The organism is Flammeovirgaceae bacterium SG7u.111, assembly GCA_034044135.1.
Lineage (GTDB): Bacteria > Bacteroidota > Bacteroidia > Cytophagales > Flammeovirgaceae.
The window spans coordinates 7,143,646-7,168,218 of sequence record CP139021.1 but is presented as its reverse complement, the minus strand read 5'-3'; the positions used below and the strand labels follow the sequence as shown (position 1 = coordinate 7,168,218).

20 protein-coding genes are annotated in these 24,573 nt (G+C 40.0%); 8 read left to right on the top strand and 12 right to left on the bottom strand.

Going from position 1 to position 24,573, the window contains the following annotated elements; all coding sequences use genetic code 11:
* Positions 1-69: 69 nt before the first annotated feature.
* From R9C00_27635 to R9C00_27625, 3 genes are all read right to left on the bottom strand, one after another.
* Entirely contained in the window at positions 70-450 is a 381-nt protein-coding gene (locus R9C00_27635; GenBank protein WPO35473.1) for a hypothetical protein, read from the bottom strand.
* Positions 451-604: 154 nt separating this feature from the next.
* Entirely contained in the window at positions 605-2,020 is a 1,416-nt protein-coding gene (locus tag R9C00_27630; GenBank protein ID WPO35472.1) for a sulfatase, read from the bottom strand.
* Positions 2,021-2,161: 141 nt separating this feature from the next.
* On the bottom strand, positions 2,162-3,073 hold the full coding sequence (locus tag R9C00_27625; GenBank protein ID WPO35471.1) for a lysylphosphatidylglycerol synthase transmembrane domain-containing protein: 912 nt from the start codon (positions 3,071-3,073) through the stop codon (positions 2,162-2,164).
* A gap of 206 nt (positions 3,074-3,279) precedes the next feature.
* Between R9C00_27625 and R9C00_27620 the strand changes: the two genes are divergently transcribed.
* On the top strand, positions 3,280-4,932 hold the full coding sequence (locus tag R9C00_27620) for an amidase (GenBank protein WPO35470.1): 1,653 nt from the start codon (positions 3,280-3,282) through the stop codon (positions 4,930-4,932).
* 319 nt (positions 4,933-5,251) lie between these two features.
* Positions 5,252-5,914, top strand: coding sequence for an ElyC/SanA/YdcF family protein (locus R9C00_27615; protein ID WPO35469.1), 663 nt, complete (start codon positions 5,252-5,254; stop codon positions 5,912-5,914).
* A 256-nt stretch (positions 5,915-6,170) separates the two neighbouring features.
* Here the strand turns inward: R9C00_27615 and R9C00_27610 are convergent, their stop codons facing one another.
* From R9C00_27610 to R9C00_27600, 3 genes are all read right to left on the bottom strand, one after another.
* Positions 6,171-6,725 carry a sigma-70 family RNA polymerase sigma factor gene (locus R9C00_27610; GenBank protein WPO35468.1) on the bottom strand — a complete coding sequence of 185 codons (555 nt, stop codon included), beginning with the start codon at positions 6,723-6,725 and terminating at the stop codon, positions 6,171-6,173.
* A gap of 107 nt (positions 6,726-6,832) precedes the next feature.
* The gene (locus tag R9C00_27605; GenBank protein ID WPO35467.1) at positions 6,833-8,059 is read right to left on the bottom strand and encodes an MraY family glycosyltransferase; all 1,227 of its coding nucleotides are present in this window, start codon (positions 8,057-8,059) and stop codon (positions 6,833-6,835) included.
* Positions 8,056-9,231 carry a glycosyltransferase gene (locus R9C00_27600; protein ID WPO35466.1) on the bottom strand — a complete coding sequence of 392 codons (1,176 nt, stop codon included), beginning with the start codon at positions 9,229-9,231 and terminating at the stop codon, positions 8,056-8,058. Before R9C00_27600 ends, R9C00_27605 begins: the two co-directional genes overlap by 4 nt.
* A 428-nt stretch (positions 9,232-9,659) precedes the next feature.
* Between R9C00_27600 and R9C00_27595 the strand changes: the two genes are divergently transcribed.
* Complete coding sequence (locus tag R9C00_27595; GenBank protein ID WPO35465.1) at positions 9,660-10,349, top strand: NUDIX domain-containing protein; 690 nt, start codon at positions 9,660-9,662, stop codon at positions 10,347-10,349.
* 232 nt (positions 10,350-10,581) lie between these two features.
* On the opposite strand, the gene R9C00_27590 is transcribed toward R9C00_27595, so the two are convergent.
* The 3 genes from R9C00_27590 to R9C00_27580 all read right to left on the bottom strand — a co-directional run bounded on the left by R9C00_27590 (position 10,582) and on the right by R9C00_27580 (position 15,362).
* Positions 10,582-11,283 (bottom strand): L-ribulose-5-phosphate 4-epimerase, encoded by a 702-nt coding sequence (locus tag R9C00_27590; protein ID WPO35464.1) that lies wholly within the window; start codon positions 11,281-11,283, stop codon positions 10,582-10,584.
* 96 nt (positions 11,284-11,379) lie between these two features.
* Entirely contained in the window at positions 11,380-13,068 is a 1,689-nt protein-coding gene (locus R9C00_27585) for a ribulokinase (protein WPO35463.1), read from the bottom strand.
* 227 nt (positions 13,069-13,295) lie between these two features.
* A complete protein-coding gene (locus R9C00_27580) occupies positions 13,296-15,362 on the bottom strand; it encodes a response regulator (GenBank protein WPO35462.1) in 2,067 nt (688 codons plus the stop codon).
* A gap of 232 nt (positions 15,363-15,594) precedes the next feature.
* Between R9C00_27580 and R9C00_27575 the strand changes: the two genes are divergently transcribed.
* The 5 genes from R9C00_27575 to R9C00_27555 all read left to right on the top strand — a co-directional run bounded on the left by R9C00_27575 (position 15,595) and on the right by R9C00_27555 (position 19,859).
* Complete coding sequence (locus R9C00_27575; GenBank protein ID WPO35461.1) at positions 15,595-16,077, top strand: GAF domain-containing protein; 483 nt, start codon at positions 15,595-15,597, stop codon at positions 16,075-16,077.
* Between the two features lie 641 nt (positions 16,078-16,718).
* Positions 16,719-17,075, top strand: coding sequence for a 50S ribosomal protein L19 (rplS, locus tag R9C00_27570; protein ID WPO35460.1), 357 nt, complete (start codon positions 16,719-16,721; stop codon positions 17,073-17,075).
* A 100-nt stretch (positions 17,076-17,175) separates the two neighbouring features.
* Positions 17,176-17,949, top strand: coding sequence for a UDP-2,3-diacylglucosamine diphosphatase (locus R9C00_27565; GenBank protein WPO35459.1), 774 nt, complete (start codon positions 17,176-17,178; stop codon positions 17,947-17,949).
* Complete coding sequence (locus R9C00_27560; GenBank protein ID WPO35458.1) at positions 17,930-18,754, top strand: hypothetical protein; 825 nt, start codon at positions 17,930-17,932, stop codon at positions 18,752-18,754. Before R9C00_27565 ends, R9C00_27560 begins: the two co-directional genes overlap by 20 nt.
* Positions 18,747-19,859, top strand: coding sequence for a DegT/DnrJ/EryC1/StrS family aminotransferase (locus R9C00_27555; GenBank protein WPO35457.1), 1,113 nt, complete (start codon positions 18,747-18,749; stop codon positions 19,857-19,859). The genes R9C00_27560 and R9C00_27555 overlap by 8 nt, the downstream gene beginning before the upstream one ends.
* 3 nt (positions 19,860-19,862) lie before the next feature.
* Here the strand turns inward: R9C00_27555 and galE are convergent, their stop codons facing one another.
* The 3 genes from galE to R9C00_27540 form a co-directional block, all read right to left on the bottom strand.
* A complete protein-coding gene (gene galE, locus R9C00_27550; protein ID WPO35456.1) occupies positions 19,863-20,897 on the bottom strand; it encodes a UDP-glucose 4-epimerase GalE in 1,035 nt (344 codons plus the stop codon).
* 101 nt (positions 20,898-20,998) lie between these two features.
* The gene (locus R9C00_27545) at positions 20,999-21,427 is read right to left on the bottom strand and encodes a DUF2147 domain-containing protein (GenBank protein WPO35455.1); all 429 of its coding nucleotides are present in this window, start codon (positions 21,425-21,427) and stop codon (positions 20,999-21,001) included.
* 23 nt (positions 21,428-21,450) lie between these two features.
* A complete protein-coding gene (locus tag R9C00_27540) occupies positions 21,451-24,564 on the bottom strand; it encodes an alpha-mannosidase (protein ID WPO35454.1) in 3,114 nt (1,037 codons plus the stop codon).
* Positions 24,565-24,573 lie beyond the last annotated feature (9 nt).

Sequence of the window (24,573 nt, the reverse complement as noted above, 5' to 3'; positions counted from 1 at the left end):
TTTCTTCTCCTCTAAACTGAAAAATTTATAAGAACCTTCCTTAGCGGGAAGGTTTTTTTTGTGACTGCTTTACTTGAGCCAATAGCCCGCCACTGCGCCAATCATCGTATTTGCCAAACCTTTGCCATCCAACTCTGGGTGAAGATAAAGGTAAATGGAAAAACCAATTACTGAAACTGTGATGGAAAAGCGCATGATGATTATCATTCTGTCATGGGAAGCTGTAGCAGCTTTTGCTACTGGGACTGGAGAAGGTGGAGGTAAAATAGGTTCTTCTCCTGAGGTTTCTTCTACCACTTTATCTAGTTTCTGAGGTGGTATCGCTTGCTTTTTTGAAGCGATTGGACGCTCGGCTAATTCGGGGTAAACAGTTTCCCAATCGTATTCTTTTTTGCTGGAAGGGAAAAGAACTTCTACTGTTTCTTTGATAGTACTGCCAAAAAGCTTCATTTTCAAAAGTTAAGTGTAGGATTTTTTGAATAGGTACAAGTTAAGGTCTGGAGAGTTTTGTTGCAAGAAAATAGCTTGGCTAAGCTATAAAAAACAAGACCAGCTCCTATCATATGGAACTGGTCTTGTTTTTTATTTCGGCAATGGATCGGTGCTACTTTCCATCGTTTTTATGCTTCGCATTCAAATATTTATAGTGACTCCTATCAGAACCACTGCGTATATGTAAGCTGGGAGGAAGTTCGCCCAGAGCTTTTCGTGCCTCTTCCATTTCTGCAAGTAGCTCAATTGCTTTTTGAGGACTTTCCTCGTACAAATTAATTCTTTCCCCCGGATCGTTTTTGAGGTTGACCAAAAGCGTATCGTGAGCAGGAACTCCTTTTTTCCAATCTTGTGGAGAATATCCTTTGAAAGGAAGCTTCACTTTCCATTCACCTTTGCGGTAGCATTCTAGCAGAGCATTGTCATAATACAAATAGTTATCGCCTTTCCGCTTACCTTTTCCTAATAAAACCTCACTGATATTTTCCCCATCTATGGGCCTATCGGTAGGGACTGTTCCGCCGCAGAGGTTGGCAAAAGTAGGAAACCAATCCATTTGCAAGGCCATATCGTCGTAGACCGAACCAGCAGGAATTTTATCTTTCCACATAGCCACGGTGGGCACTCGCATTCCTCCTTCAAAAGTATATTGCTTTCCTTCCCTCAGCTCGCCTGCCGAACCGCCATGGTCTTCCATCACCAGCCAAGGGCCGTTGTCGCTCGAAAATACGATGAGCGTATTTTCAAGAATCCCTTCTGCTTCTAGCTTTTTAAGCACTTCACCTACGCTCCAGTCCAGCTCTTGGATTACGTCCCCGTACAAACCTCTTTCAGAAGTTCCCAAGAATTTTTCGGAAGCATAAATTGGAACATGTGGCATGCTATGGGCTATGTACAAAAAGAAAGGCTCAGCTTTATTCCTATCTATAAAATCAACCGCTTTTTTTGTGTAAGTCTGCGTGGTGTACTGTTGGTCAACTTTAAAAGAATCTACCTCATTGCCTTCCAAATAAACTACACTTTCCATATCGTTGCTGTATGGAATTCCGTAGTATTCATCGAAACCTCGCTGGAGCGGTAGGAATTTCTCAAGATGCCCCAAGTGCCACTTGCCCACTATGCCCGTGGTGTAGCCTACTTCTTTTAGCATATCCGCTGTGGTTATTTCTTCTAAAGGCATTCCTGTAAAGCTTTCAGGAAAAAAAACACCGTTGATGCCCATTCGCTGGGGCATTCTGCCAGTGAGCAAGCCTGCCCTCGAAGGACTGCAAATAGGCGAAGCAGAATAAAATTCGGTGAACTTGATGCCATCGCTAGCAATCCTATCTATGTTGGGGGTTTTGATATCGGAAGCGCCAAAGCAGCCCAAGTCGCCATAGCCAAGGTCATCGGCAAAGATAAAGACGATATTTGGAGCACCTTCTTTTACTTGTTTTTGCGGAGCCTCTTCAGCCTTGGGTGAAGAACAGCTGGCTATGATGCCTGAAATAGCGAGGCAAACTAATGTGAATAGGTTGGTTTTTTTCATTTTCAATATTTTTTAGGTGAGTATTTGTGATTAAATTCTTGGGCAAAAAAATTCCTTTTCACTCAATGAATTTAGCCTTTAAGTTACCAAGGAATTTTTCAAATACCATTTATCTGATCTAGTAACTTTTGAGTTTTATAGCTAATTATTAGCAATAGAATTTTCGGTAAGATTTTCCTTTCTAGATACAGGTTTTCCAAGGTTAAAAACAAAAGGAAAGCCCACTAAAGAAGAAAAAGCTGTGATAATGAAAAATAATAAGCTGAGTGCTATGGCTTGGGTTACGTCTTCGCCCAAAAGCCCTATTCCATAATAGAAAACCAACTCCCTTACACCTACTCCTCCTATAGAAATAGGCAGCACCGAGACTGCCGACGATAAGAGAAATAATGCGAGGTATTCGGTGTAATATGTTTCTACACCTAGCGCTTTCAACAGAAAAATCACGCATATAACTTGGCTAGCCTGTACCCAAAAAGAAAGATGCAGCGTCGGAAAAAAAACAGGTTTGAAAAGAGTGAAAAAGTACTTTACAATGAAGTAAAAAGCGGGTATGGCAATCAGTGTAGCAAAAGCGGCGACATAGTCAATATACGGAAGGTATTTGGGAAACTCGGTAAAGATAGTGAAAAGGCAAGCAAGCATGCCCAATGCAAGCATTCCGCTGAGCCTATCGAGCAAGGTTGCACTTATGAGTTGCCTAGTTTTTACTTCAAAATGCTGCTTGAGCAGATAAACCTTGTACCCGTCCCCACCAATGCTTCCAGGGAGAAAGAGGTTATAAAACATACCTAAGTAATACAGTTTTAGGTTGTAGCCCTGCCTTAGCCAGAGCTTGAGGTAGTCGTAAAATAAATTGAGCCGAAAAGCGGAAATGATTTTTGAGGCATTAAAAGCAAGTACTGCTAAGGCAAAATAACCAAGGTGTATGTTTGTGATAGCCGACCAAGTTTCCCTAAAATCAATTTTTTGGAACACAAAATAAAGCGCAACGCAGGTCAATGCGATTTTTACTAGAAATTTCCCGTACTTTATGATGGTTTCTTTTTTCACTTTAATCAATTGACGATTAGCTAGGAGGGCAAAATTAACGCTTCCTATTTCCTATGAATGAAATGGGGAAAGTAATTTTCAAATGATCGATATTTCTTTAGCTAGGGCACAGAAATCAAACATATGGATTCCATGTATTTTTTTAAGGTTCGGAATAAAAAGTTAGTTTTAATAAGACTTTCAACAACCACAAAAACTACGATAAGATGAGAAATTTGACGAAACTAGCCTTTATAGGCTTTTGGGTGATGATCAATTCATGTTCAGCACCCCAGCAATCGGTGGATGATATAGCCGAAACAGAAAAAGTACTTGGCTTAAGCTTTACCCAAGCTGAACGAGATTCGCTGAGGGACGGTGTGTATGAAATGAAAGATGCTTACAAAGCCCTGCGGGAATTTGAACTTCCGAACGATGTACCTCCTTCTATCAATTTCAATCCCATTCCCACAGAATTTAGTATTTCCCAAAATCAGGAAACGATAGATTATGGAATCCCAACAGACGTAGCACTTCCAGAGAACAAGGAAACCTTAGCCTTTTATACCGTTGCTCAACTGGCTAGCCTTATCAAATCCCAAAAAATCTCTTCCGTTGAGCTGACGACAATTTACCTTGACCGTCTTAAAAAATATGGCGATTCCCTACAGTGCGTGGTAACTCTTACCGAAGATCTGGCCATGCAGCAAGCAAAAAGAGCAGATGAAGAATTGGCAAATGGTACTTACCGAGGCCCATTACACGGAATACCTTATGGGTTAAAAGATCTGTTGGCTGTAAAAGGCTATAAAACTACATGGGGAGCAATGCCCTACAAAGATCAGTTGATTGATGAAACAGCTACGGTTGCCAAGAAGCTAGAAAATGCTGGTGGGGTTTTAGTGGCAAAGCTTACACTTGGCGCACTTGCTTGGGGCGATGTTTGGTTTGGAGGAAAAACCCGAAATCCATGGGATCTATCTCAAGGTTCTAGCGGGTCTTCGGCTGGTTCTGCTTCAGCTACTTCTGCTGGGCTTGTTGCTTTTTCCATTGGTACGGAAACCCTGGGCTCAATAGTGTCTCCCTCTACTCGCTGCGGTGTTTCGGGTTTGCGACCAAGCTTTGGCAGGGTGAGCCGCGCTGGCGCTATGGCATTAAGCTGGAGCATGGATAAAATTGGGCCAATTTGTAGGTCGGCGCAAGATTGTGCCTTAGTGTTTGATGCAATTAGAGGTTCGGATGGGTTAGACCAAACCATAGTTGATGCCCCTTTCAACTTTAAAGCTAACAGAGATATTTCCACATTAAAAGTGGGCTATTTCAAAGAGTTTTTTGATGCCGATTATTCAAACAAAGAAAATGACCAAGCATCTTTAGAAGCAGTTAGAGAGATGGGAATAGAACCCGTTGAAGTAAAAATGCCCGATGGTTTGCCCATTGGTGCGCTTCGTTTGATTTTATCCGCTGAAGCTGCTGCCGCTTTTGAAGAACTTACTCTTAGCGATAAAGATGATCTATTGGTAAGGCAAATCAAAAATGCTTGGCCTAATGTTTTCCGTGAAGCAAGACTTATTCCTGCTGTGGAATATATCCAAGCGAATAGGGTTCGCTATTTACTGGTTCAAAAAGTGAATGAACTGTTCAAAGACTATGATGTGATCATCACTCCAAGCTTTGGTGGAAATCAGTTGTTAGTTACTAACCTCACAGGTCACCCTTGTGTGGTCGTGCCCAATGGCTTCAATGAAAAAGGAAGCCCAACGAGCATCAGCTTTTTGGGGAATCTGTTTGATGAAGCAACAATTTTAGCGTTTGTGAAAGCTTACCAAGATGCTACTGACCACGACGAGAAATATCCACCACTTTTTGTGGTAGATTGAATTTTTGGATATCAAAAGGTGTTTTAAAAAAGAAATTCTATGTTGGAGGCATGTCGCTTGCATGGAATTTCTTGCAATTCCACTGTTATTTTACTAGATTGTAATAATGTTTAAACACTAACTTGAGTCTAAATAGGAGGTTTTATTCATCATTCCTGACTTTCTTCTCAATTTAAGTGTCATACCTAGGAAAGGGGAACTAGCCTAAGTATAATCTTATTTGTAAAATGACTTGGCAACCTATTAACTAAGCTCCTAATCAGCTGACAATCATAACTTCAAAACAACTAGTTGAATATTTATTATTTCAGATAGGTTTATGAAGACATTTGCCTCAATCATTCCGGTTAAAAAACTAATCAGTATCTTTTTGATTTGCTTTGCCATGTTGTTTGCTCCCTTGATTTGCTGTAATTTACTAGTGGAATCTTATTCCGAGGAGTTCGTGTTTGAACAATATGATGATTTGCCTCAGAATAGGGTTGGGTTGGTACTGGGCACGAGTAAATATTTGAGGTCTGGTGGGATAAATCCATATTTTCATTATAGAATGAAAGCGGCAGCAAATCTATATCATTTGGGCAAGGTCAAAAGCTTATTACTAAGTGGGGATAACGGTACTATTTATTACAATGAGCCTATTGATATGAAGAAAGAGCTAGTGAAGCTTGGAGTGCTTGCTAAAGATATTTATTTGGATTTTGCTGGCTTCAGAACCTTAGATTCGGTTATTCGCTGCAATAAAGTATTTGGGCAAAGCAAATTCACCATTATTTCGCAAGGCTTTCAAAATAAGCGAGCTGTGTATATTTCAAGAAAAGCCGGAATAGATGCAGTGGGGTTCAATGCGCAAGATTTAACGCTTTCTGGAGGTTTGAAAGTTAAAACAAGGGAGCTTTTTGCCCGGGTAAAATTGTTTATTGATCTTTATGTGACGGAAACAGAGCCAAAGTTTTTAGGTGAAAAAATAGTGATTAACTAGTAGAGGGTTACTTTCCTACCGCCAACCAAACCTTTCCAAAAAAGAGTAAAATCAATACTAGTAAAATAATAATTAGAAGCGGGATAAACTTGTTCATCTTGTTTACCAATGAATGAAGCCTAGTTGTTTTCCTTTGCTTCCGATATTTTGTAAGCACCCTCTTGAAGTTTTTATGCTTATTGATCTCCACTTCTGATGGGGCTGGCTCATTGATTTTTATTTTGTATTTACTTCCCATATCTCCTATATCACGCAATTAGGCTTCATTTCTTTTTGCAATATTCCTCAGCTTATCTAAAATTCTATAAATTTTCACTTTAGCGTTGCTTTCGGTAATATCGAGAATATAAGCCACTTCTTTAAAAGGTTTTTCTTCAAAAAATCTGAGTTCTAACAAAAAAACTTCGTCTTCATTTAGTTGTTCTAGTAATTTGATGAGCAGGTGCATTTTATCATCTTTATGCTCCTCTACCTCGCCCATCAAGTTATCCACATGGTGTTCTTCTAGGTAGACTGTACGCTGTTTATTTGATTTACGAAAAAACTCGTTGACTTGGTTTGTTGCCACTCTATAAAGCCAAGAAGAGAATGGAAAGCCCCTGAACTCGTACTTATTTAAGTTGGTCATCGCTTTCAAAAAAACTTGGGAAACGAGGTCAGCAGTGAGCTCTGTGTCTTCCGTCCTTCGATTGATGAACACAAAAATATCTTTGTAATACCGATCATACAGATCTGAAAAAGCAGCAGGATTTGTTTTTGCTTTTTCAATAATCTTTAACTCTTCCTCTAAATGGCGGTTAGTTGGCTTCAATTTGATGGAAATACAATGAGTGCTTATAAGAGCAACCTCAATAGAAAGGGTTGCACAAGTTTGAAATCTTGAGCCTTGTATAAAGGCCTCTGATTAAAAAATGCAAATTAAAAAGTACCCGTTGCCTCTGCTCTCATTCTTTGTTTTCTTTCAGCTCGAATCTGCCTAAGTTTTACTTTTCGTTGGCTTACTTGTACTATCTTCCTGAGGGTATACCCAAAGGCAGATAGGAAGGTTACCACGATGAACATGGTGGTGATGGCATAAGGCAAAGATAAATTAGCGAGAAGCAATGCAATAGATCCTGTAATAGACGCAAGGATATAGATGCAGAAAACAGCTACCCATGGTCTTAGCCCAGTTTTTACCAGCAGGTGAGAAGTGTGGTCTTTGCCGCCGATATAAACAGGTCTCCCTTCTTTAGTTCGGGTAATACTCACAAATGCAACATCGAAAATAGGATAGGCTAATACGCAGATAGGAAGTAAGGCTGCTACATCAAAAGTAGTAAGGTTTTCCCAGCTTCCGAACAGTGAAAACCCTGCAAGTAAAAAACCTAAAAGCAAACTACCCGAGTCGCCCATGAATATTTTTGCCTTAGGGTAGTTGTGGGGAATAAATCCAAAAAGTACTGCTGCGAGCATAAGAGCTAGGCTTCCTAGAAAAACTTGCCCTGTATAAAAGTTGAAAATTGAGAAGCAAATGGCGGAAATAGCTGCTACACCAGAGGACAATCCATTCATGTTATCAATCAGATTGAAAGCATTAGAGATGCCTACAATCCAGAAAATAGTGAAAACATGGTTGAAAGGAGAAGGGATAAAGTCCAAAGGGTCGATTTCCAAGCTAAGCAAAAGTGCTGCTAAAAGCTGAAAAGCGAACTTGCTGGAGGCAAAAACAGGCTTTATAGCATCATCAAAAGCCCCTACCAAAAATATGATTTGTGAAGTAGCTATTAACCATAAAAACTTTTTCTCAGGAAAAATACCATCCATGAACCAAAGCATGATTAGTGAGAGGCATATGGTAAATACTGCGCTTAATACAAATTCAATGGCTTTTCTTTTGAATAGGAAAAACACATTGACAAATAAGCAACAGATTAATGAGATTAGCCACACCATTGGTATCGCCTCAAAAAAGAAGAGGGTGAGCAGAAAACTAAAGTTCACCGCAACCCCTCCAAGCAAAGCTGTGGTTTTGGTGTGAAACCGGTCCGCCCGTGGTTTGTCAACAATATTGTTGATGTTAGAGGTTTTGGTTACAATGTTCGTGAGGAAAAAAGCAGTAATAAATCCTGTAATTCCTCCGGTTAAGAGTAGGTATTGGCTCATGATACTAACTTGTTGTATTCTAAGGTTAAATCATTTACGAGTCTATAAAAACTATATTTATTGTAGGTATCGTGTTTGTGAAGTTCGCCAATTTCATTTGCTAATTCAGGGTGATCCAGAAGCTTTTCGGTAGCTTTTACAAAATCATCAACTTTGTCGGGTTCGCAAAGCATCCATTTTGCTTCTTCTTTGTATAAGTCTGGCACCCCTCCTACATTACTTGCTACTACAGGAGTTCCGCTAGTCATCGACTCGATTATAGATACTGGCGAACCTTCATTGTTAGATGTAAGCAAGGTTAAATAGAAATCGGCATAAATTTTCGGGAGGTCATTCACAAAACCTGTAAAGGTAACGTGCTCCTCTATATTTAATTTTTTACAACTAGATTCTAATAATTCTCTTTCCTCTCCGTCTCCAACTAACACAAAATGGATATCATCTCTCTTATTGAGCAAACTTCTTGCTATTTTGAGAAACAGTGTGATATTTTTGATAGGAACAAATCTGGCTACAATTCCGATAAGTTTTTTTGATGGGTCTATTCTAAATTGCTGGTAGATAAAATTACTGTTTTTATTAAAATAATAAAATTTATCTAAATCTAATCCAAGAGGAATCACTTTATTTTTAAGTCTTTTCCCTACTTTCAAAGATAATATTTCCTCCTGTTGTTTTGGCGTAATCGTGATTATTAAATCGGAAAATTCGGCAAGTGCCCTTTCCAAAAGGATAAAAAACTTTGTTTTTAGGGGCGAGAAATAGCTGTGAAACACATGGCCGTGGAATGTATGCACCACTTTGATGTCGGTTCGGTACACCATATTGAATAATAAGGCGCAGGCTCTGCCGACCAATCCCGCCTTGGCCGTATGTGTGTGGATGATGTTTGGACGGTAGTCTTTTATTATTTTCCACAAGCTCAAAGCTGTTTTGAAATCTTTTGCAGGAGATATTTCCCTTTGCAAATGTGGAATGTATTGCACCGATACCTGTTTTTGGTCGGCTAAATAGCTCATGTCACCTTCGTTAGATGAAATATTTCCTGCAACAAGCTTTGTAGAAAAGTTGTCGTTGTTCAGTGCCGAAGTCAATAAAACGGTGTGGATTGCAGGTCCTCCAATGTTCAATCTGGCTATTACCCGTAATATTTTAATTTTTTTTTCCTCCAAAGCTTTAATTTATAGGATAATGCACTACCGACTACTTCTGCTCTTGCTACAGAAGTAGTTACATTGCACTTTTTTTAGTTCTCTGTTAAGTTGAATGGTAAACTTATTAATGTGTTTTCTAAAAAGAAATTTCTAACCATGGGCAAAGTTAGCCTCAATAAAATAAAACACGCAAGTTTTTTTATCGATTGAAATATAAGTGCTTAGATTTATTTTGCCAAATGAAAAATAGGATTTAAGTGAGGGGTTAATAAAGGGTATTTATATTTGTTTTGGTATCTTTAAGCCCAGTTTATCACCATAAAAATTTAATTTTAACAAGCTAAGGTACGGTTCACTAAAAAAATGCTTGAAAAGTGGGTCGGGCATTAGTGAGTATAAAATCACGAAAAAAGAGCTAACAACTAGTTATACCTTTAATTATCAGGATGAGTAATTTATACAGCGAACACTCTCAACATTTAATTGCACTTGACAATATTATTTTTGGTTTTGACGGTCAGGAGCTTAAGATGCTCATGATCAAAAGAGGTTTTGAACCAGAAAAAGATAATTGGTCGCTCATGGGTGGGTTTTTGAAACAAGATGAGAGCCTTGACGATGCAGCAGAAAGAATATTAGAAGAATTAACGGGGCTGACTGGTGTGTATATGGAACAGCTTTTTGCCTATGGTGACGTGAACCGAGACCCAATAGCGAGAACTGTTTCAGTTGCGTATTATGCACTAATCAAAGTAGATAGCTACAACAAAGAGTTGGCCAAGCTGCATGGGGCCAAGTGGTTCACTGTAACCCAACACCCCAGCTTGATTTTTGATCATGAAGATATGGTGGAAAAAGCTCTTGGAAGGTTGAGGAGGAGAACTCGAACCGAGCCGATTGGTTTTGAATTGCTTCCTGAGAAGTTTACCATTCCCCAGCTTCGTAGCCTTTACGAAGCAATAAACCAAACGGAGTATGATCCGAGGAACTTTAGCAAAAAGCTCCACTCAATGAAATTGTTGACAAAATTAGATGAGAAAGATAAAAGTACCTCTAGAAAGGGTGCTTACTTGTATAAGTTTGATAAGAATAGGTACGAAGAATTGAAAGCATCGGGCTTCAATTTTGGGTTGTAACAAGAGGAAATCAAGGTCTTATTGTGAAGTAGTGTCCCTTTAAAACAGGAAAAAAAGCCGACAAGGTCAGCTTTTTTTCACAAAACTTCACAAATACCCAAAATAATATGAACGTTAGTCCATACTACATTTGAATAACAATTTTATGATGCAACTTATTCATTTCCTAAAAATTAGCTAACCAATTTTTGTTTTGTTAGGAAAAAAATTATTTGACATATTTTTTTAATACCTAACATTGCCCATAGTAGGATTTGTCGCCATGCTTCCTTTCGTAGTGTTTTTTGATGAGTGCGTCTTTTAATTTCGGGGCATTGGGGTTCACTTGGCGAGTGATCAAGGCCATTTTGGCAACTTCCTCTAAAACTGCGCTGTTGTACACAGCTTTTTTAACCGATTTCCCCCAAGTGAATGGAGCATGGTTGGCAACAAGTACCATCTCTACTTCTTCGTAAGAAATTCCACGTTTTTTGAAGGCGCCCATAATTTGGAAACCTGTTTCGTGTTCATAATTTCCTTTGATCATTTCGTCTGACATAGGAGGTGCGCATGGGATATCCGCAGCCAAATGGTCAGCATGGGTAGTACCAAAAATTGGGATGTCAAGCTGAGATTGTGCCCAGCCGGTTGCGTATGTAGAGTGAGTGTGCACAATTCCACCAACATTTTCCCAGTGCTTGTAAAGTACCGCATGGGTTTTTGTATCAGAAGAGGGTCTCATTTCTCCTTCAAGAATGTTGTTGTCAAAATCAACAATCACCATATCCTCAACTTTCAGTTTTTCGTAATCAACACCACTTGGTTTGATTGCAAAAACGCCTTTTTCTCTATCTACAGCACTAGCGTTTCCAAAAGTAAAAAGTACGAGCCCTAGCTCTGGGAGCTGCATATTAGCTTCGTAAGCTTCTTTTTTTATATCTAAATATGAACTCATTTTTTTAGTGTTTGATTAAAAATTAGTATAACCTATTGTGCTATAAAGCATTGGTTATCATGATGAAGTTCTTTTATTAAAATAGTACTGGGGTGCTTATAAGCTATCTTTCATGATTTGATTTTCTATTACCTCGCCATATGCTTGGTACTTTGCATAAAGCTCTTTGTATTTCTCTACGTTAGCTTGGTTTGGGGTATATTCGGCATCGAACCCGCCGCCAATTGCTTTGGATGCTTCGCCTACAGTTGGGTACAATCCTGCAACGGTAGCGGCAAACATAGCTGCGCCTAAGGCACAAGTCTGGTCAGATTTGGCTATCTTGATCGGCATATCCATGATATCTGCCATGGTCTGCATTACAAATGGAGATTTTTTGGCTACACCACCGAGTCCTATCAAGCCTTCAATTCTTACACCTTCATTGATGAATCTATCTACAATCAGCTTTGCACCAAAGCATGTCGCTTCTACTAATGCGCGGAATATTCGAGGTGCATCGCTTCCTAAGTTCAAGCCTAAAACTGCTCCTTTGAGGAGTTGGTTTGTATCTGGAGTTCTTCTTCCGTTCATCCAGTCAAGCGCTATAATGCTAGATTCTTCCAAAGGAATTTCTGAAGCAGCTTTGGAAAGGTTCGGGATAATTCCGTCCAATACTTCGTTTATTAGGGCATTTTTAGTTTTCTCGTCAACTAAAGTTGTGTTTCCTAAAATTTCAGTAACAGGGAAAGCCAATACTCTTTTGAACCAAGCATATACATCGCCAAAAGCTGACTGACCAGCTTCTAAGCCCATCATGTTCGGAACAACAGATCCATCAACTTGTCCACAAATTCCTTTCACAAGCTTATCACCAGTTTCTTTGGTAGGAGCTATCAAAATATCACAAGTAGAAGTACCCATTACTTTACTAAGGTAATAAGGTTCAATTTGCCCCCCAACGGCACCCATATGCGCATCGAATGCTCCCACGCCTACCACTACATCCGTAGAAAGTCCAAGCTTTTCTGCCCAACCAGTCGACAAGTTGCCTGCTGGCACATCGGAGGTGTAGGTGTCTTTGTATAAGCGATCTCTCAATCCTGCCAAAAGCGGGTCGAGTTTGACTAAAAACTCTTCGGAAGGCAGCCCTTCGTATTCTTTGTGCCACATAGCCTTGTGTCCAGCAGAGCACCTGCTTCGTTTCATTTGGGTAACATCTTCTCCCCCAACTAGTAAAAAGGGAAGCCAGTCGCAGTGTTCAACCCAAGAATAAGCAGCTTCTCTTACCGATTCGTCTTCCCTGATTATATGGAGCAATTTGGCCCAAAACCATTCCGAAGAATAAACTCCACCAACATACTGGGTGTAATCCACTCCACCCCATGAGTGGGCAAGTTCATTTATTTCAGCCGCTTCTTTTACTGAGGTGTGGTCTTTCCAAAGTACGAACATGGCATTTGGGTTTTCCTCAAATCCGGGAGTAAGTGCTAAAGGAGTTCCTGTTTTGTCTACGGCCACGGGGGTTGAGCCTGTGGTATCTACGGTAATGCCTCTGATATTTTTTCTTACTTCATTTCCAGCTTCTGCCAAAGCCTTGGTTATTGTTTTCTCTAATCCTTCTACATAATCTAAGGGATGCTGCCTAAATTGGTTTTGGGCAGGAACACAGTATTTTCCCTCTGCCCAGCGACTGTAATACTGTACCGCTGCGGTTATTTCATTTCCATTTACCGCATCTATTACGACTGACCTGACAGAATCGGAGCCATAGTCTACGCCGATTACATAATTATTGCTGCTCATTTTCTTTTTGTTTTGGTATGCCAAATTGTGATAATAATCAGGTTGAATACGTGCTTGTTCTAACAAAAAAGTGTCGTACAAAAAATATATAAGTGTAAATTTTACATTATTAAAAATAAAAAACAAATTCTATGAAGCTTTTTACTTCGTTTTTGATTTAAATACTTGTTAAGAATCGAAGTTTTCCGTCAGCTCAGAGATTTGTTTACAAAATATGCTGAGAGGGCTTAAAGCATTTTTCTCACGACTTCTGCTTCTGATTTCAGGTTTTGCAAAGCAAAGTCAAGACCTTCGAATACTCTTTTTTCAAGTACGCTTACATGGTCAAGTTTTCCTTCTTTTAGCATTTGACGAAGACTTATTACTTCTTCATCGAGCCAAGCCATGCCCATTACGATCATACTGGGTCTAATCTTATGAGACAGTTCGCTCATCGCTTTAAAGTCTGAAGAAAGAAAAGCTCCACGGAAATCGTCTTTGAACATTTCATAGTCTTCTACGGTCATGTCTAGCAGTTCCATATAGAAAGCATTGTCGTTTTCCGTCATTTTTTTGAAGCGCTCGAAGTTGATCTGTAATCTTTCCGGGCTTTCTGGTACAGATACGGAAGGTGGAGAATCTTCTCCTTGAGAAGGCTTCAGTCCATTTCTTCCTTCCGAGAATTTGACGATGGTATCGTACAATGTATCTGGGTTGAAAGGCTTCATGATGAAATCGTCCATTCCTGCGGCAAGTACTTTTTCTCGCTCTCCAGGCAATGTAGATGCTGTAAGGGCGATGATAGGAAGGTTTTTGTAGTAATCCCCGCTTAGTTGCCTAATAGCTTCAGTAGCTTGGAAACCATCCATTTCAGGCATCTGAATATCCATCAAAATGAATTGATAAGAAGTATCCGCCTGCATTTTTTCAACCGCTTCTAGCCCATTGAAGGCAAAGTCGATAGTAGCATTCCAGTTGGATAAGAATTTTTTGGCAATGGTTCGGTTGAATTTGTTGTCTTCTACCACAAGCACTTTAAGGCCTTTAAGGTCTCTCACCTGCAGGTTTTTGTCTTCGCCATTTAACTCTTGTTCGGTAACAGCACTGGTTTCAAAAGTTATCACACATTTGAACTCAGACCCTTGTCCCATAATGCTTTCCAGCTCAATGGTGCCGCCCAGCATGGTTACCAGTCTTTTGGTAATGGAGAGCCCCAGACCTGTGCCGCCAAATTTGCGGGTGGTGTCCGAACTTGCTTGGGAAAAGTCTTCGAATATTTTTTCTCTCAACTCATCTTGGATTCCAATACCTGTATCTTTTACCGAAAAAAGAATTGTTGCCTTGTTGTCCTCTAAAGCCTGAACTTTTGCCGATAAAGTAACTGTTCCACTTTCGGTAAACTTGATAGCATTGCTCAAAAGGTTGTTGAGGATTTGCCCTAAGCGCACTTGGTCGCCAAGCAATACTTCAGGGAGTTCATCATCAAGTTCAATATCAAAAAGGAGTTTTTTCTCATCGGCTCTAGGAGCAAGGCTTTTATAAATTCCTTTCATGAGCGTGAGCAAATTGAACTCTATTTTTTCTAGTTCTATTTTACCAGCTTCAATTTTTGAAAGGTCAAGAATATCATTGATGAGCGATAAAAGGCTTTTAGCAGAAAACTCTAATATTTCCACGTTTTCCGTTTGCTCGGCGGTAAGCTCAGATTTTGCCAAAAGGTGGGAAATACCAATAATAGCGTTGAGAGGAGTACGAATCTCGTGGCTCATGGTAGAGAGGAATATTTCCTTTGCCTTTGAGGCATGTTCTGCTTTTTCCTTAGCCTGAAGCATCATTTTGTTAGCCTCAATCAGCTCACCTGTCCGGTCTTTTATTTTTTCTTCTAGGCTATTGTTGATGCCCTTTAGCTCATTCACAAGGCTCGAATTGTCCCTTCTGAGCTGGAAAGCTTCCAAGGCTTTATCTATGGTGAGCTTCATTTCCTCACGGTTCCAAGGCTTCACTATGTAGCGGTAGATACTACATTTGTTCAATGCCCTGATGATATCTTCTATATCGCTAAAGCCTGTTAGTATGATTCGAATAGGGTCTGGATAATCATCAATCACCTTTTCCAGAAATTCAACCCCAGTCATTTTGGGCATACGTTGGTCGGTAATGATCAGGTGGATTTCATTTTTTTGTAAAACCTCTAGCCCTTCCGCAGCATTTACAGCTAAAAAAATATTATAGTATTGTTTAAAAGCAGCCCTGAAAATCCTCAAGTTGCTTTCTTCATCGTCAACATAAAGTATGTTATACTTTTTCTCCTTCATAGTGTCGGTTAGTTAACCTTAATAAGTAAGGTAATAATAATACAAATACCTCATCGGCGGATTTTCCTTAAAAATAGAAAGTATTCGCAGGACTTCTATCGGTTGTAGAGATAAAATTAAGGTTGGCCTCAAAAGCAGAATTTTTATCTTTGCCGAAACTTCTATTTAAGTATTGGGGTTAACGTCTGTCAAGTAGCTCCAAACTTATCGAACTAAAAGCAAAAAAAGTCAAATGGCTGAAGATATAAGCATTCCCGTATCTGCGGACAAACAAGCGAAATACGAATCATTACTACCACAAATTTCGGCGCTGATAGGTCTCGAAACCGATTTGGTGGCGAACTTGGCTAATATGTCTGCTGCTTTGCAGATGGCTTTTTCATTTTTGTGGGTAGGCTTTTACCTCAAAAAAGAAAACGAACTTGTGCTCGGGCCGTTCCAAGGACCAGTTGCCTGTACCCGAATAGCCTTTGGCAAGGGGGTTTGCGGAGCAAGTTATGCTCAAAAAGAAACGATTGTGGTACCTGATGTGGAGGCTTTTCCTGGACATATTGCTTGTAGTTCGGCATCTAGGTCGGAAATAGTAGTACCTGTCATTAAAAATGGAGAAGTTGCAATGGTGTTGGATATCGATAGCGTAGAGTTAAATACGTTCGATGAAGTAGACAAAAAATACTTGGAGCAATTGGCGGAAGCGATAGCTGAAAAGCTATAAAATTACCACCAGCCCTTTCTGTTTCGCTTTTGGTGCTTTTTCATCTTTTTGTTCATCTTTTTCATTTTCTTATTTTGGCTAGGCAGCCAAGTTTGCCAAGAAGGATTTTGACGTTCCAAAGCGGTTTTTCTTTGGCAAGAAGTGAAAGCTAAGGAGGCTAGAAATAATAATGTAAGTCCGGCAATTTTTATTTTTGAGAAGTTCATAAGTCTGATTGGATAGTTTCGGTGTCTAGTTGCTGTGATTTTTGCAAAAACAAGACCGATGTTGTGTTTGGGTTGAAACTCTTTATATCAATTAGCTAACGCCTCCTTAACTTTTATTTGAAGATAGAGACAAAAAAAATGTCGGCTTACTCAAAGTATAGATTGTTCAATTGGTTTTAACAGAGTTGTAAACCAATATATAGTTCTTGATTGTGCAAGAAAGTGTAAGCCAAGTAGGGGGTAACAATGGGTAGGATTTTGTGATATGCTAGAAATTTAGGCTTGACTAGAGGAAAAAAGACCTGAAATACTTATAAATAGGAGGGAAAACCCTCATTCACAAGGAATTTAATGAAATTTGTTATGAATTTTTCAAACGAAATGTCCTATATTTGCACTCCTTAATTTTGAAGCAAATAAAATTCCCTATCAATAATGAGTGATTTAATAAAAATAGTAGAGCAGGAGTACGCTGAAAAAAAGCAATCACTTCCTGAATTCCATGCTGGTGATACTGTGAACGTACACGTAAAAATCAGGGAAGGAAACAAAGAACGTATCCAGCAGTTCCAAGGAACTGTTCTTCAGATTAGGAACAAGGGCTGTAACGGTGAGACTTTTACCGTAAGGAAAATTTCTAACGGCATTGCTGTAGAAAGAATTTTTCCTATGATTTCTCCAAATATCGAGAAAATCGATATTGTGAGAAAAGGTAAAGTAAGAAGGGCTAGATTGTTCTACTTAAGAGGAAGAAAAGGAAAAGCAGCAAAAATCAAAGAAAAAAGATTTTAGTCTTTCCATACCAAGATTTTCAAAAGCCAACAAATTGTATTCAGTTTGTTGGCTTTTTTGTTTGTTTTTTATCCATTTGTAATGAACTGATTTAGTTGAGATGGAAATAAAGTTATCGCCAGGCGAAAAAGTATATTTTGCTTCAGATTTTCATTTGGGCTTTCCCACAAGGGAAGATAGTCGCGATCGTGAGAAAAAAATAGTTAGATGGCTCGAGGCTGTGTCCCACGATGCCAAGCATATTTTTTTGGTAGGCGATATTTTCGATTTTTGGTTTGAGTACCAAAGCGTGATTCCCAAGGGTTATATCCGTTTTCAAGGGAAAATAGCCGAATTGGTTGACAGGGGCATAGAAATTAGTTTTTTCACGGGTAACCACGACCTCTGGATTTTTGATTATTTCACCAAAGAGCTTGGCGTAAAAGTTTACCGCAAGCCTCAAACGCTAATCATTAATGGAACAAAAATGTTGCTCGGCCATGGTGATGGGCTAGGACCAGGCGATTATTCGTACAAGCTTTTAAAGGTTGTGTTTGAAAACAAGGTTTGCCAATGGTTATTTGGTTTTTTGCATCCCAATCTGGGCATATTTGTGGCAAATTATTGGTCCACTACCCGGAAAAAGAAGCAGATGAAAACAGGGAAGCCCTTCAACGAGGAGAATGAACTGCTTTGGAAATATGCCGAGTCAATAGAACAAGAAGAGCATTTCGACTATTATATATTTGGGCACAGGCACCTCAGGCTTGACCTGAAAGTAGGGGAAAATAGTCGCTATATAAATATAGGCGAATGGTTAACGCTTTATACTTATGGCGTTTTCGATGGTGAAAAAATGGATATATTGACTTTTAATGAAGAAAAAACTCAATAGACATAGCGCCCTGATTTTTTTTACCCTGATCTTTTTGAGTTCGTTTTCTACACTTACTTCGGCACAAACTCTTCATTTTCTTTATAAAAAAAGTATTGATACGCCTAAAAAAGTCAGCACAGATACTTACGGGAATTTGTACCTAGCCATTGAAGATGGAGTGATTAGGAAATACGATCCTAAAGGTGAGCTCTTGAATACCTATTCTCCAGCTCAACCTGCCGAAATCACCTTGCTTGAGGCTTGGAAAACGGTTAATACCTTTGCCTTTTATCAAGATTTCCAACAACTAACCTTGTTCGATAGGCAGCTTAGCAAAGGGGAAACCTATTATTTTTCTGATTTCGATTTTGGGTTTGTAACTATGGCAGCCCCTGCCGCCGATGATAATTATTGGGCTTTCGATCAAGTGTCTTTTAGCCTTAAAAAGTTGAATTTGAAAACAAGGGAAGTTTTTCTGGAAGTGCCCTTGGACTTGGTGGTTTCGGAAGACTTTACGCTCAAGCATATTCGCGAGTACCAAAACCTGCTTTATTTCAACACTTCCATTGGGATTAAGATTTTTGACCTATTTGGTAACCTGATAAAAACGTTACCTTATACAGAGGCCAATCAGGTCAACTTCTACCAAAACAATCTTTATTTTTTGGGAGAAGGTACAATCAACGAAATCAACTTGTACAATTCTACGACTAAAACCATCACAATACCTGAGGGGGATTTTCGATTTGTACTAATGCACGAAAAAACGGCTGTTCTGTTTTCCGATAACGAAATGGCTTTTTACAGGCTTGACCATGAATAAAAAAATCCCCTTTTTTTCACTTGGCTACATGCACGGGCAATGCGCTGAAGAACTCAAAAATGCTTTTGAAAGGGTGTTGGGATCTTCAAGTTTTTTGTTAGGTAAGGAGCTGGAGGTGTTTGAGGAGAATTTTGCGAAATACATAGGTACGAAGCATTGTGTTGGGGTAAATAGCGGAACGGATGCATTGCTCATCGCCCTTAAAGCTTTGGAACTAGAAAAAGGAGCGGAGGTAGTTCTTCCAGCTCATACCTTTATTTCCAGCGTTCTAGCAGTAATTCATGCAGGGTTGAAACCAGTGCTAGCAGATGTGGACGAAAAAACATATAACCTTGATAATCAAAAAATAGAAGAATTTATCTCTTCAAAAACTCAAGTTCTGATGTCTGTTCATTTGTATGGGCAACCTTGCCAAATAGACAAGTTAATGCAACTTGCCAAGGTTCATAAATTGACTATTATAGAAGATAATGCTCAAGCACAAGGTTCGGTGTACGAAGGGCAAAAAACGGGAAGTTTTGGCTTGATGAGTGCGACCAGTTTTTACCCCTCAAAAAATATTGGTGCGATGGGCGATGCTGGAGCCATTACAACGGATAGCGAAGTTCTTTCCCAAAAAATGAAGGTTTTGAGAAATGTGGGTATGGGCGAGAAATATATCCACAACGAAGTGGGCGTGAATTCTAGAATGGATGAAATTCAGGCTGCCGTGTTAAAAGTAAAGCTGGGCTATTTGGAAGAGTGGAACGAGGAGCGAATAAAAATTGCGAAGAGCTATACCGAAGGCTTAGGCGATATGGAAGAACTTGTACTTCCTTTTACTTTGCCTAAAACCAAGCATGTTTTTCACCAATATGTTATTAGGACGGAAAGGCGGGAGGAATTGAGGGGTTATTTAGAAAAAAATGGAATTGGTACGTTGATGCACTACCCCATTCCCATCCATTTGCAAAAAGCGTGTGCATATTTGGGCTATAAAAAAGGAGATTTCCCCGTTGCCGAGAAAATCTCCCAAACTTGTCTGAGTTTGCCTATTTACCCTGGTTTGCAAGAAGGCGAACAGCAGTATATCATCGAAAAAATAAAGACTTTTTTCAAGCGCTAATTCTTATTTTTTCCTTTCTTCAATGAGAACTTGTTCCCATTTCCAAGCACTTTCCATCATTTCATCCAGCCCGATTTTGGTTTTCCAGCCCAAAAGCTTTTCTGCCTTAGAGCTATCGCTATAGATACTTACTACATCGCCAGCTCTTCTGGGGCCAAGGTCATAGTTGAGGGCAAGCCCAGCTACTTTTTCAAAAGCTTTTATTACCTCTAGTACGGTCACCCCATCGCCAGAACCTAGGTTGAATACTTCGTATTTCTCCGTATTTTTCTTCTCTAGTAAATAATCTACCGCTTTTATGTGCGCATCGGCGATATCTGAAACGTGGATGTAATCTCTTATGCAAGAGCCGTCGCGGGTATCGTAATCAGAGCCAAATACTGTGACTTTAGGGATGATTCCTGCCGCAGTTTGGGTAATTACAGGCACAAGGTTATTTGGCTTATTGATCGGAGCTTCTCCATTCAAGCCAGTTTTGTCTGCTCCTACAGGGTTGAAATACCTAAGTGCAATCGCGTTTATTTGTTTACCCCTAATGATCTGCTGGATCATTTCTTCGCCCAATTTTTTGGTGTGGGCATAAGGTGATTCTGGCTCACTCATAGGAGTATCTTCAGCTACTGGCAACTTATCAACATTTCCGTAAATAGAGCAAGAAGATGAGAAGATAAAGTTTTCAACCCCAAATTTTTCGCAGCAAGAAAGTACATTTAGCAGTGAGTTGATGTTGTTTTCATAGTACCAAAGTGGCTTTTCCACCGACTCGCCAACAGCTTTGAGGGCCGCAAAGTGGATTACTGCAGCGATATCTTCATTTTCTTGGAAAATTTTTGCTGTTCCTTCTTTGTCGCAAAGATTCACATCGTAGTTTTTGACTTTCTTTCCGGTGATTTTTTCAATCCTGTCCATGGTGTCAGGGCTTGAGTTCACACAGTTATCAACAGAAATGACATCGTAATTTGTACTTCGGATGATTTCGATAATGGTATGGGATCCGATATAGCCACATCCGCCGGTTACTAATATTTTGTTTTTCATTAAACGATAGAGCTTTTAGTTTAAAAAAATGATAGCGATTAAGTAGCTACAAAAAAACACTTTTTTTAGCTCCCTTCAAAGGGAAACGATTCAACTAACCGTTACTCTACTCTATACCAAGTTTGCGTACGATAGAAAAATGCTATGTAGCCTCTCAGCTTAAGCGTTTTTTCGTCTTCAAGCCATATTTTGCAAGAATAGATCTTGCCATTTTCGGGATCCATTACCGTTCCGTCTTCCCACTCTTCTCCGTCTTGCTCCAAGTCCCTAATAATCTCCATTCCAATTACAGGTTGATTGTACCTGTCGTCATCTTCTTCGCACTCATCGCACTTTGGGTTTTCTTCTTCGGGGTCAATGAGTTTCATCACCTTCCCAAATAGTTTTCCATCTTTTTCAAAAATCTCTACTATCGACTTCTCTTTACCGGTTTCATCGTCTATTGTTTTCCATTGGCCTACGGGGCTTTGGGCACTTGCCCAACCAGCAAAAGTGGCGAGAATAAACGAAAGGATGATTGTTTTTTTCATAGTAATGTTACGTTATTGGTGTGTTAAGATGTTAATCGAATGGTGTGTATTTCAAATGGTTTGAACTTCATCTTAAGCTGCTTGTTTTCTACCGAAAGTTTCTCCAAGTCTCTTTCTACGATATTTGACAGCCAAACTTCCTTGAAAGGCAAATCGATATCAATGACAGCGGTACAATCTACCCCATTAGCTTCGTACATTCGTAATATAATATCATTAGAATATTCGGCTTTTTTCACTGCCTCTATTATCACGTTGTACCTATCTACCCTTACCAAACTTTTTAGAAGCTTTTGCTCATTTTCCTGTTTTCCAGTTTTGATAGGATAAAGAGGGATGTTAAGCTGGTAAGCTTGCCTAATCACATTGCTGTGAATATGGTTGCCTAAGTGTGGGAAGAGTGAATAGGTAAACTCATGAATGTGCATATCCGCCAAAGGGTCGGGGTTTTTGGGCGAGCGCAAGAGGTTTAGGTTTATCGTGTTTCCTTTGATCTTATATCCATATTTGCAGTCGTTCATTAATGCAACGCCATAATTTGGCTGGGAAAGATCTGCCCATTTGTGACCTACTACTTCAAACTGCGCCATATCCCAACTGGTATTGTAATGGGTTGGACGGGGAACATGGCCGTACTGGATCTCGAAATTAGCTTGGTTTGCATGTACGTTCACTGGGAATTCTACCCGAAGCATTTTATTCGTTTCCTGCCAGTTAACGGTAGTTTTGAAATCAATCCGTTTCGAATATCTACTAATGCTCACTATTTGGCTAATAGAATAATAATTGGCTTCATACTCAAATTTAATGGCAGCCCTGATAGGACCGGACTCTAAAATTTCCATGGAAACGAGTTCAGGGGAAGTCGATTTCGTTTCTTCATAGAAAATATCTACATCCCAAGCATCCCAGAGGTTGGGGTTGTCATCGTAGAGCTTGAAAGCATTGCCACGTGCTTCTGGAGCTAAGGCTTCACGCTCGGCTTCCTTGTCAAAAAGTCGGGTGATCTGTCCTGTTTTTAGGTCGAAAAAGACTTTAATTCTATCGTTTTCGAGGATATTGTCGTAGGCAACAGCGTTGTTTTCAAGAACGTCCTTGTGCTGAGAAGCTCCATTTCCGACCACAATATAGCCCATCGATGGTATTACGACTTCCACCACCGTTCGTTCTTTACCATTTTGCGTGATTACTTGCGAAGGAATGGCATTGCCGTCTTGGTCTACTACACTTTCCCAAGCGACTTTTTTCAATTCTACGGAAGATTTTCTATCCCAATTTAGGCTGTTATAGAGTACATACGCATCTTCGAGCTCGTTGTGTATGGCGCCAACAAATTGCTCGTGACCATCTTTTAAGGTGTCCAATAATTCTTTTTCAACAGCAGCATATTGCTCCATGCTTTCTATATGAACCCTCGTAATCGAGGTACCTGGGATAATGTCGTGGAACTGGTTGAGCAATAAAATCTTCCAGTTTTTTTCCAGCATTTCCTGCGGGTATTTATCCATTAGGTAAGCGGCATAAAAATATTCTATTTCCCTAAAAAGATATTCCAAACGGCGGTTCATCTTTTTGGTACGGGCATGGGTGGTTAGCGTTCCCCTGTGCAATTCGAGGTACAATTCCCCTACCCATTCTTGTAGGTCACGAGAGTTTTTCTCTGCTTTTATAAAAAAGTCACGGGCAAACTCCATGGTAACTTTAGGTAAGTCTTCAATGTCTTTGGCCCTTCTTAGTTTTTCAATATAAATTCTGCTAGGGCCGCCTCCGCCATCGCCGGCTCCAAATAAGAAAAGAGCATTTTCTACTCTGTCAGTATCAAAATTTTCCCTTTCTAGGTTTATCAAATCCTTTGAGCTCACATCCGAACGGTAATTGTTAGGTGCGAGGAAATGGGAAAAAATAGGCGTTCCGTCCAGTCCTTTCCAAATAAAAGTATGGTGAGGAAAGGTGTTGAACTGGTTCCACGAAATCTTCTGGGTCATGAAATATTCCACGTCCGACTTTATGAGCAACTGCGGCAATGCTGCGCTGTACCCAAATACATCGGGAAGCCACAGGTTGTTTACCTCTACATCAAATTCGTCTTTGAAGAACTTTTTTCCATATATAATTTGCCTCGCAAGTGATTCTCCTGAGGTAAGGTTGCAGTCGGCTTCTACCCACATAGCTCCTTGGCATTCCCATTGTTCCCGCTTTACGGCCGCTTTCAGGCGTTCGTAAAGCCCTGGGTAGTGCTCTTTCATCATTTCGTAGAGCACGGGCTGGCTTGCACCAAATTTATAATCAGGATATTCTTCCATAAGCCGAAGGGCTGTGGAGAAAGTTCTTGATGTTTTTCTTACGGTTTCCCTCAAGGGCCACAGCCAAGCCACGTCTATGTGGGCATGACCAATGGCACTAGCTTCTATGGCCGAAGAGTTGGCTTTGCGGTCGAGTTCTACTTTCAGGATAGCTCGGCATTCTGCAATTTCTTCAGGAGTGCCATCCCCAAACTTGTTTATTACTTCATTGAGTGCATAAATCAAGAGTTTTCGGTGGCGAGTTTTCTCGTACAGCTCCATCATAAGGTTGGTGAGCATGTCGTACTCAATGTACATGTGCCATTTTTGCCTATCGAAAATTGCCAAATCGGCTTGGTTGAAAACACCATCTTCCATGGATTCGTAGGTCAGTACATTTTCTACCCCCAAAATATTATTTGCTCCGGCATCTACCCTAAGGTGAACATGCTCTCCGCCTGTTGCTTCTTCAAAAAGGTAGACTCTTTTTTTGATAATGGTCTCGGCCATTGTCCATTCCACCCGCTTATTGGTAAGCCCTTGTACGGGATTACCCTCTTTGTCGAACACACAACCTTCACCCCCCAAATCTATGAGGGCAACCACTTCTTTTCCCGCATGGTCGGCTGGTACTACCCCTTCAAAATCGAACCAAGCACAATCGTAGTTTGCCCCCCACTTGGTGCCTGGCAATATTTCTTGGTAAGATGCCTTTAGTGCATCATGATAAGAAATAGGCTCACGGGTTCTGTGATATCGGGCTTTGAGGGGAGTGAGGCTGTAGTAATAGGAGTACTTTAGAGAGTCTCGGAATTTTTCTATCCGGGCTATAGTTAGTTCTGAATGTTTTCTCATTAGCTCTTT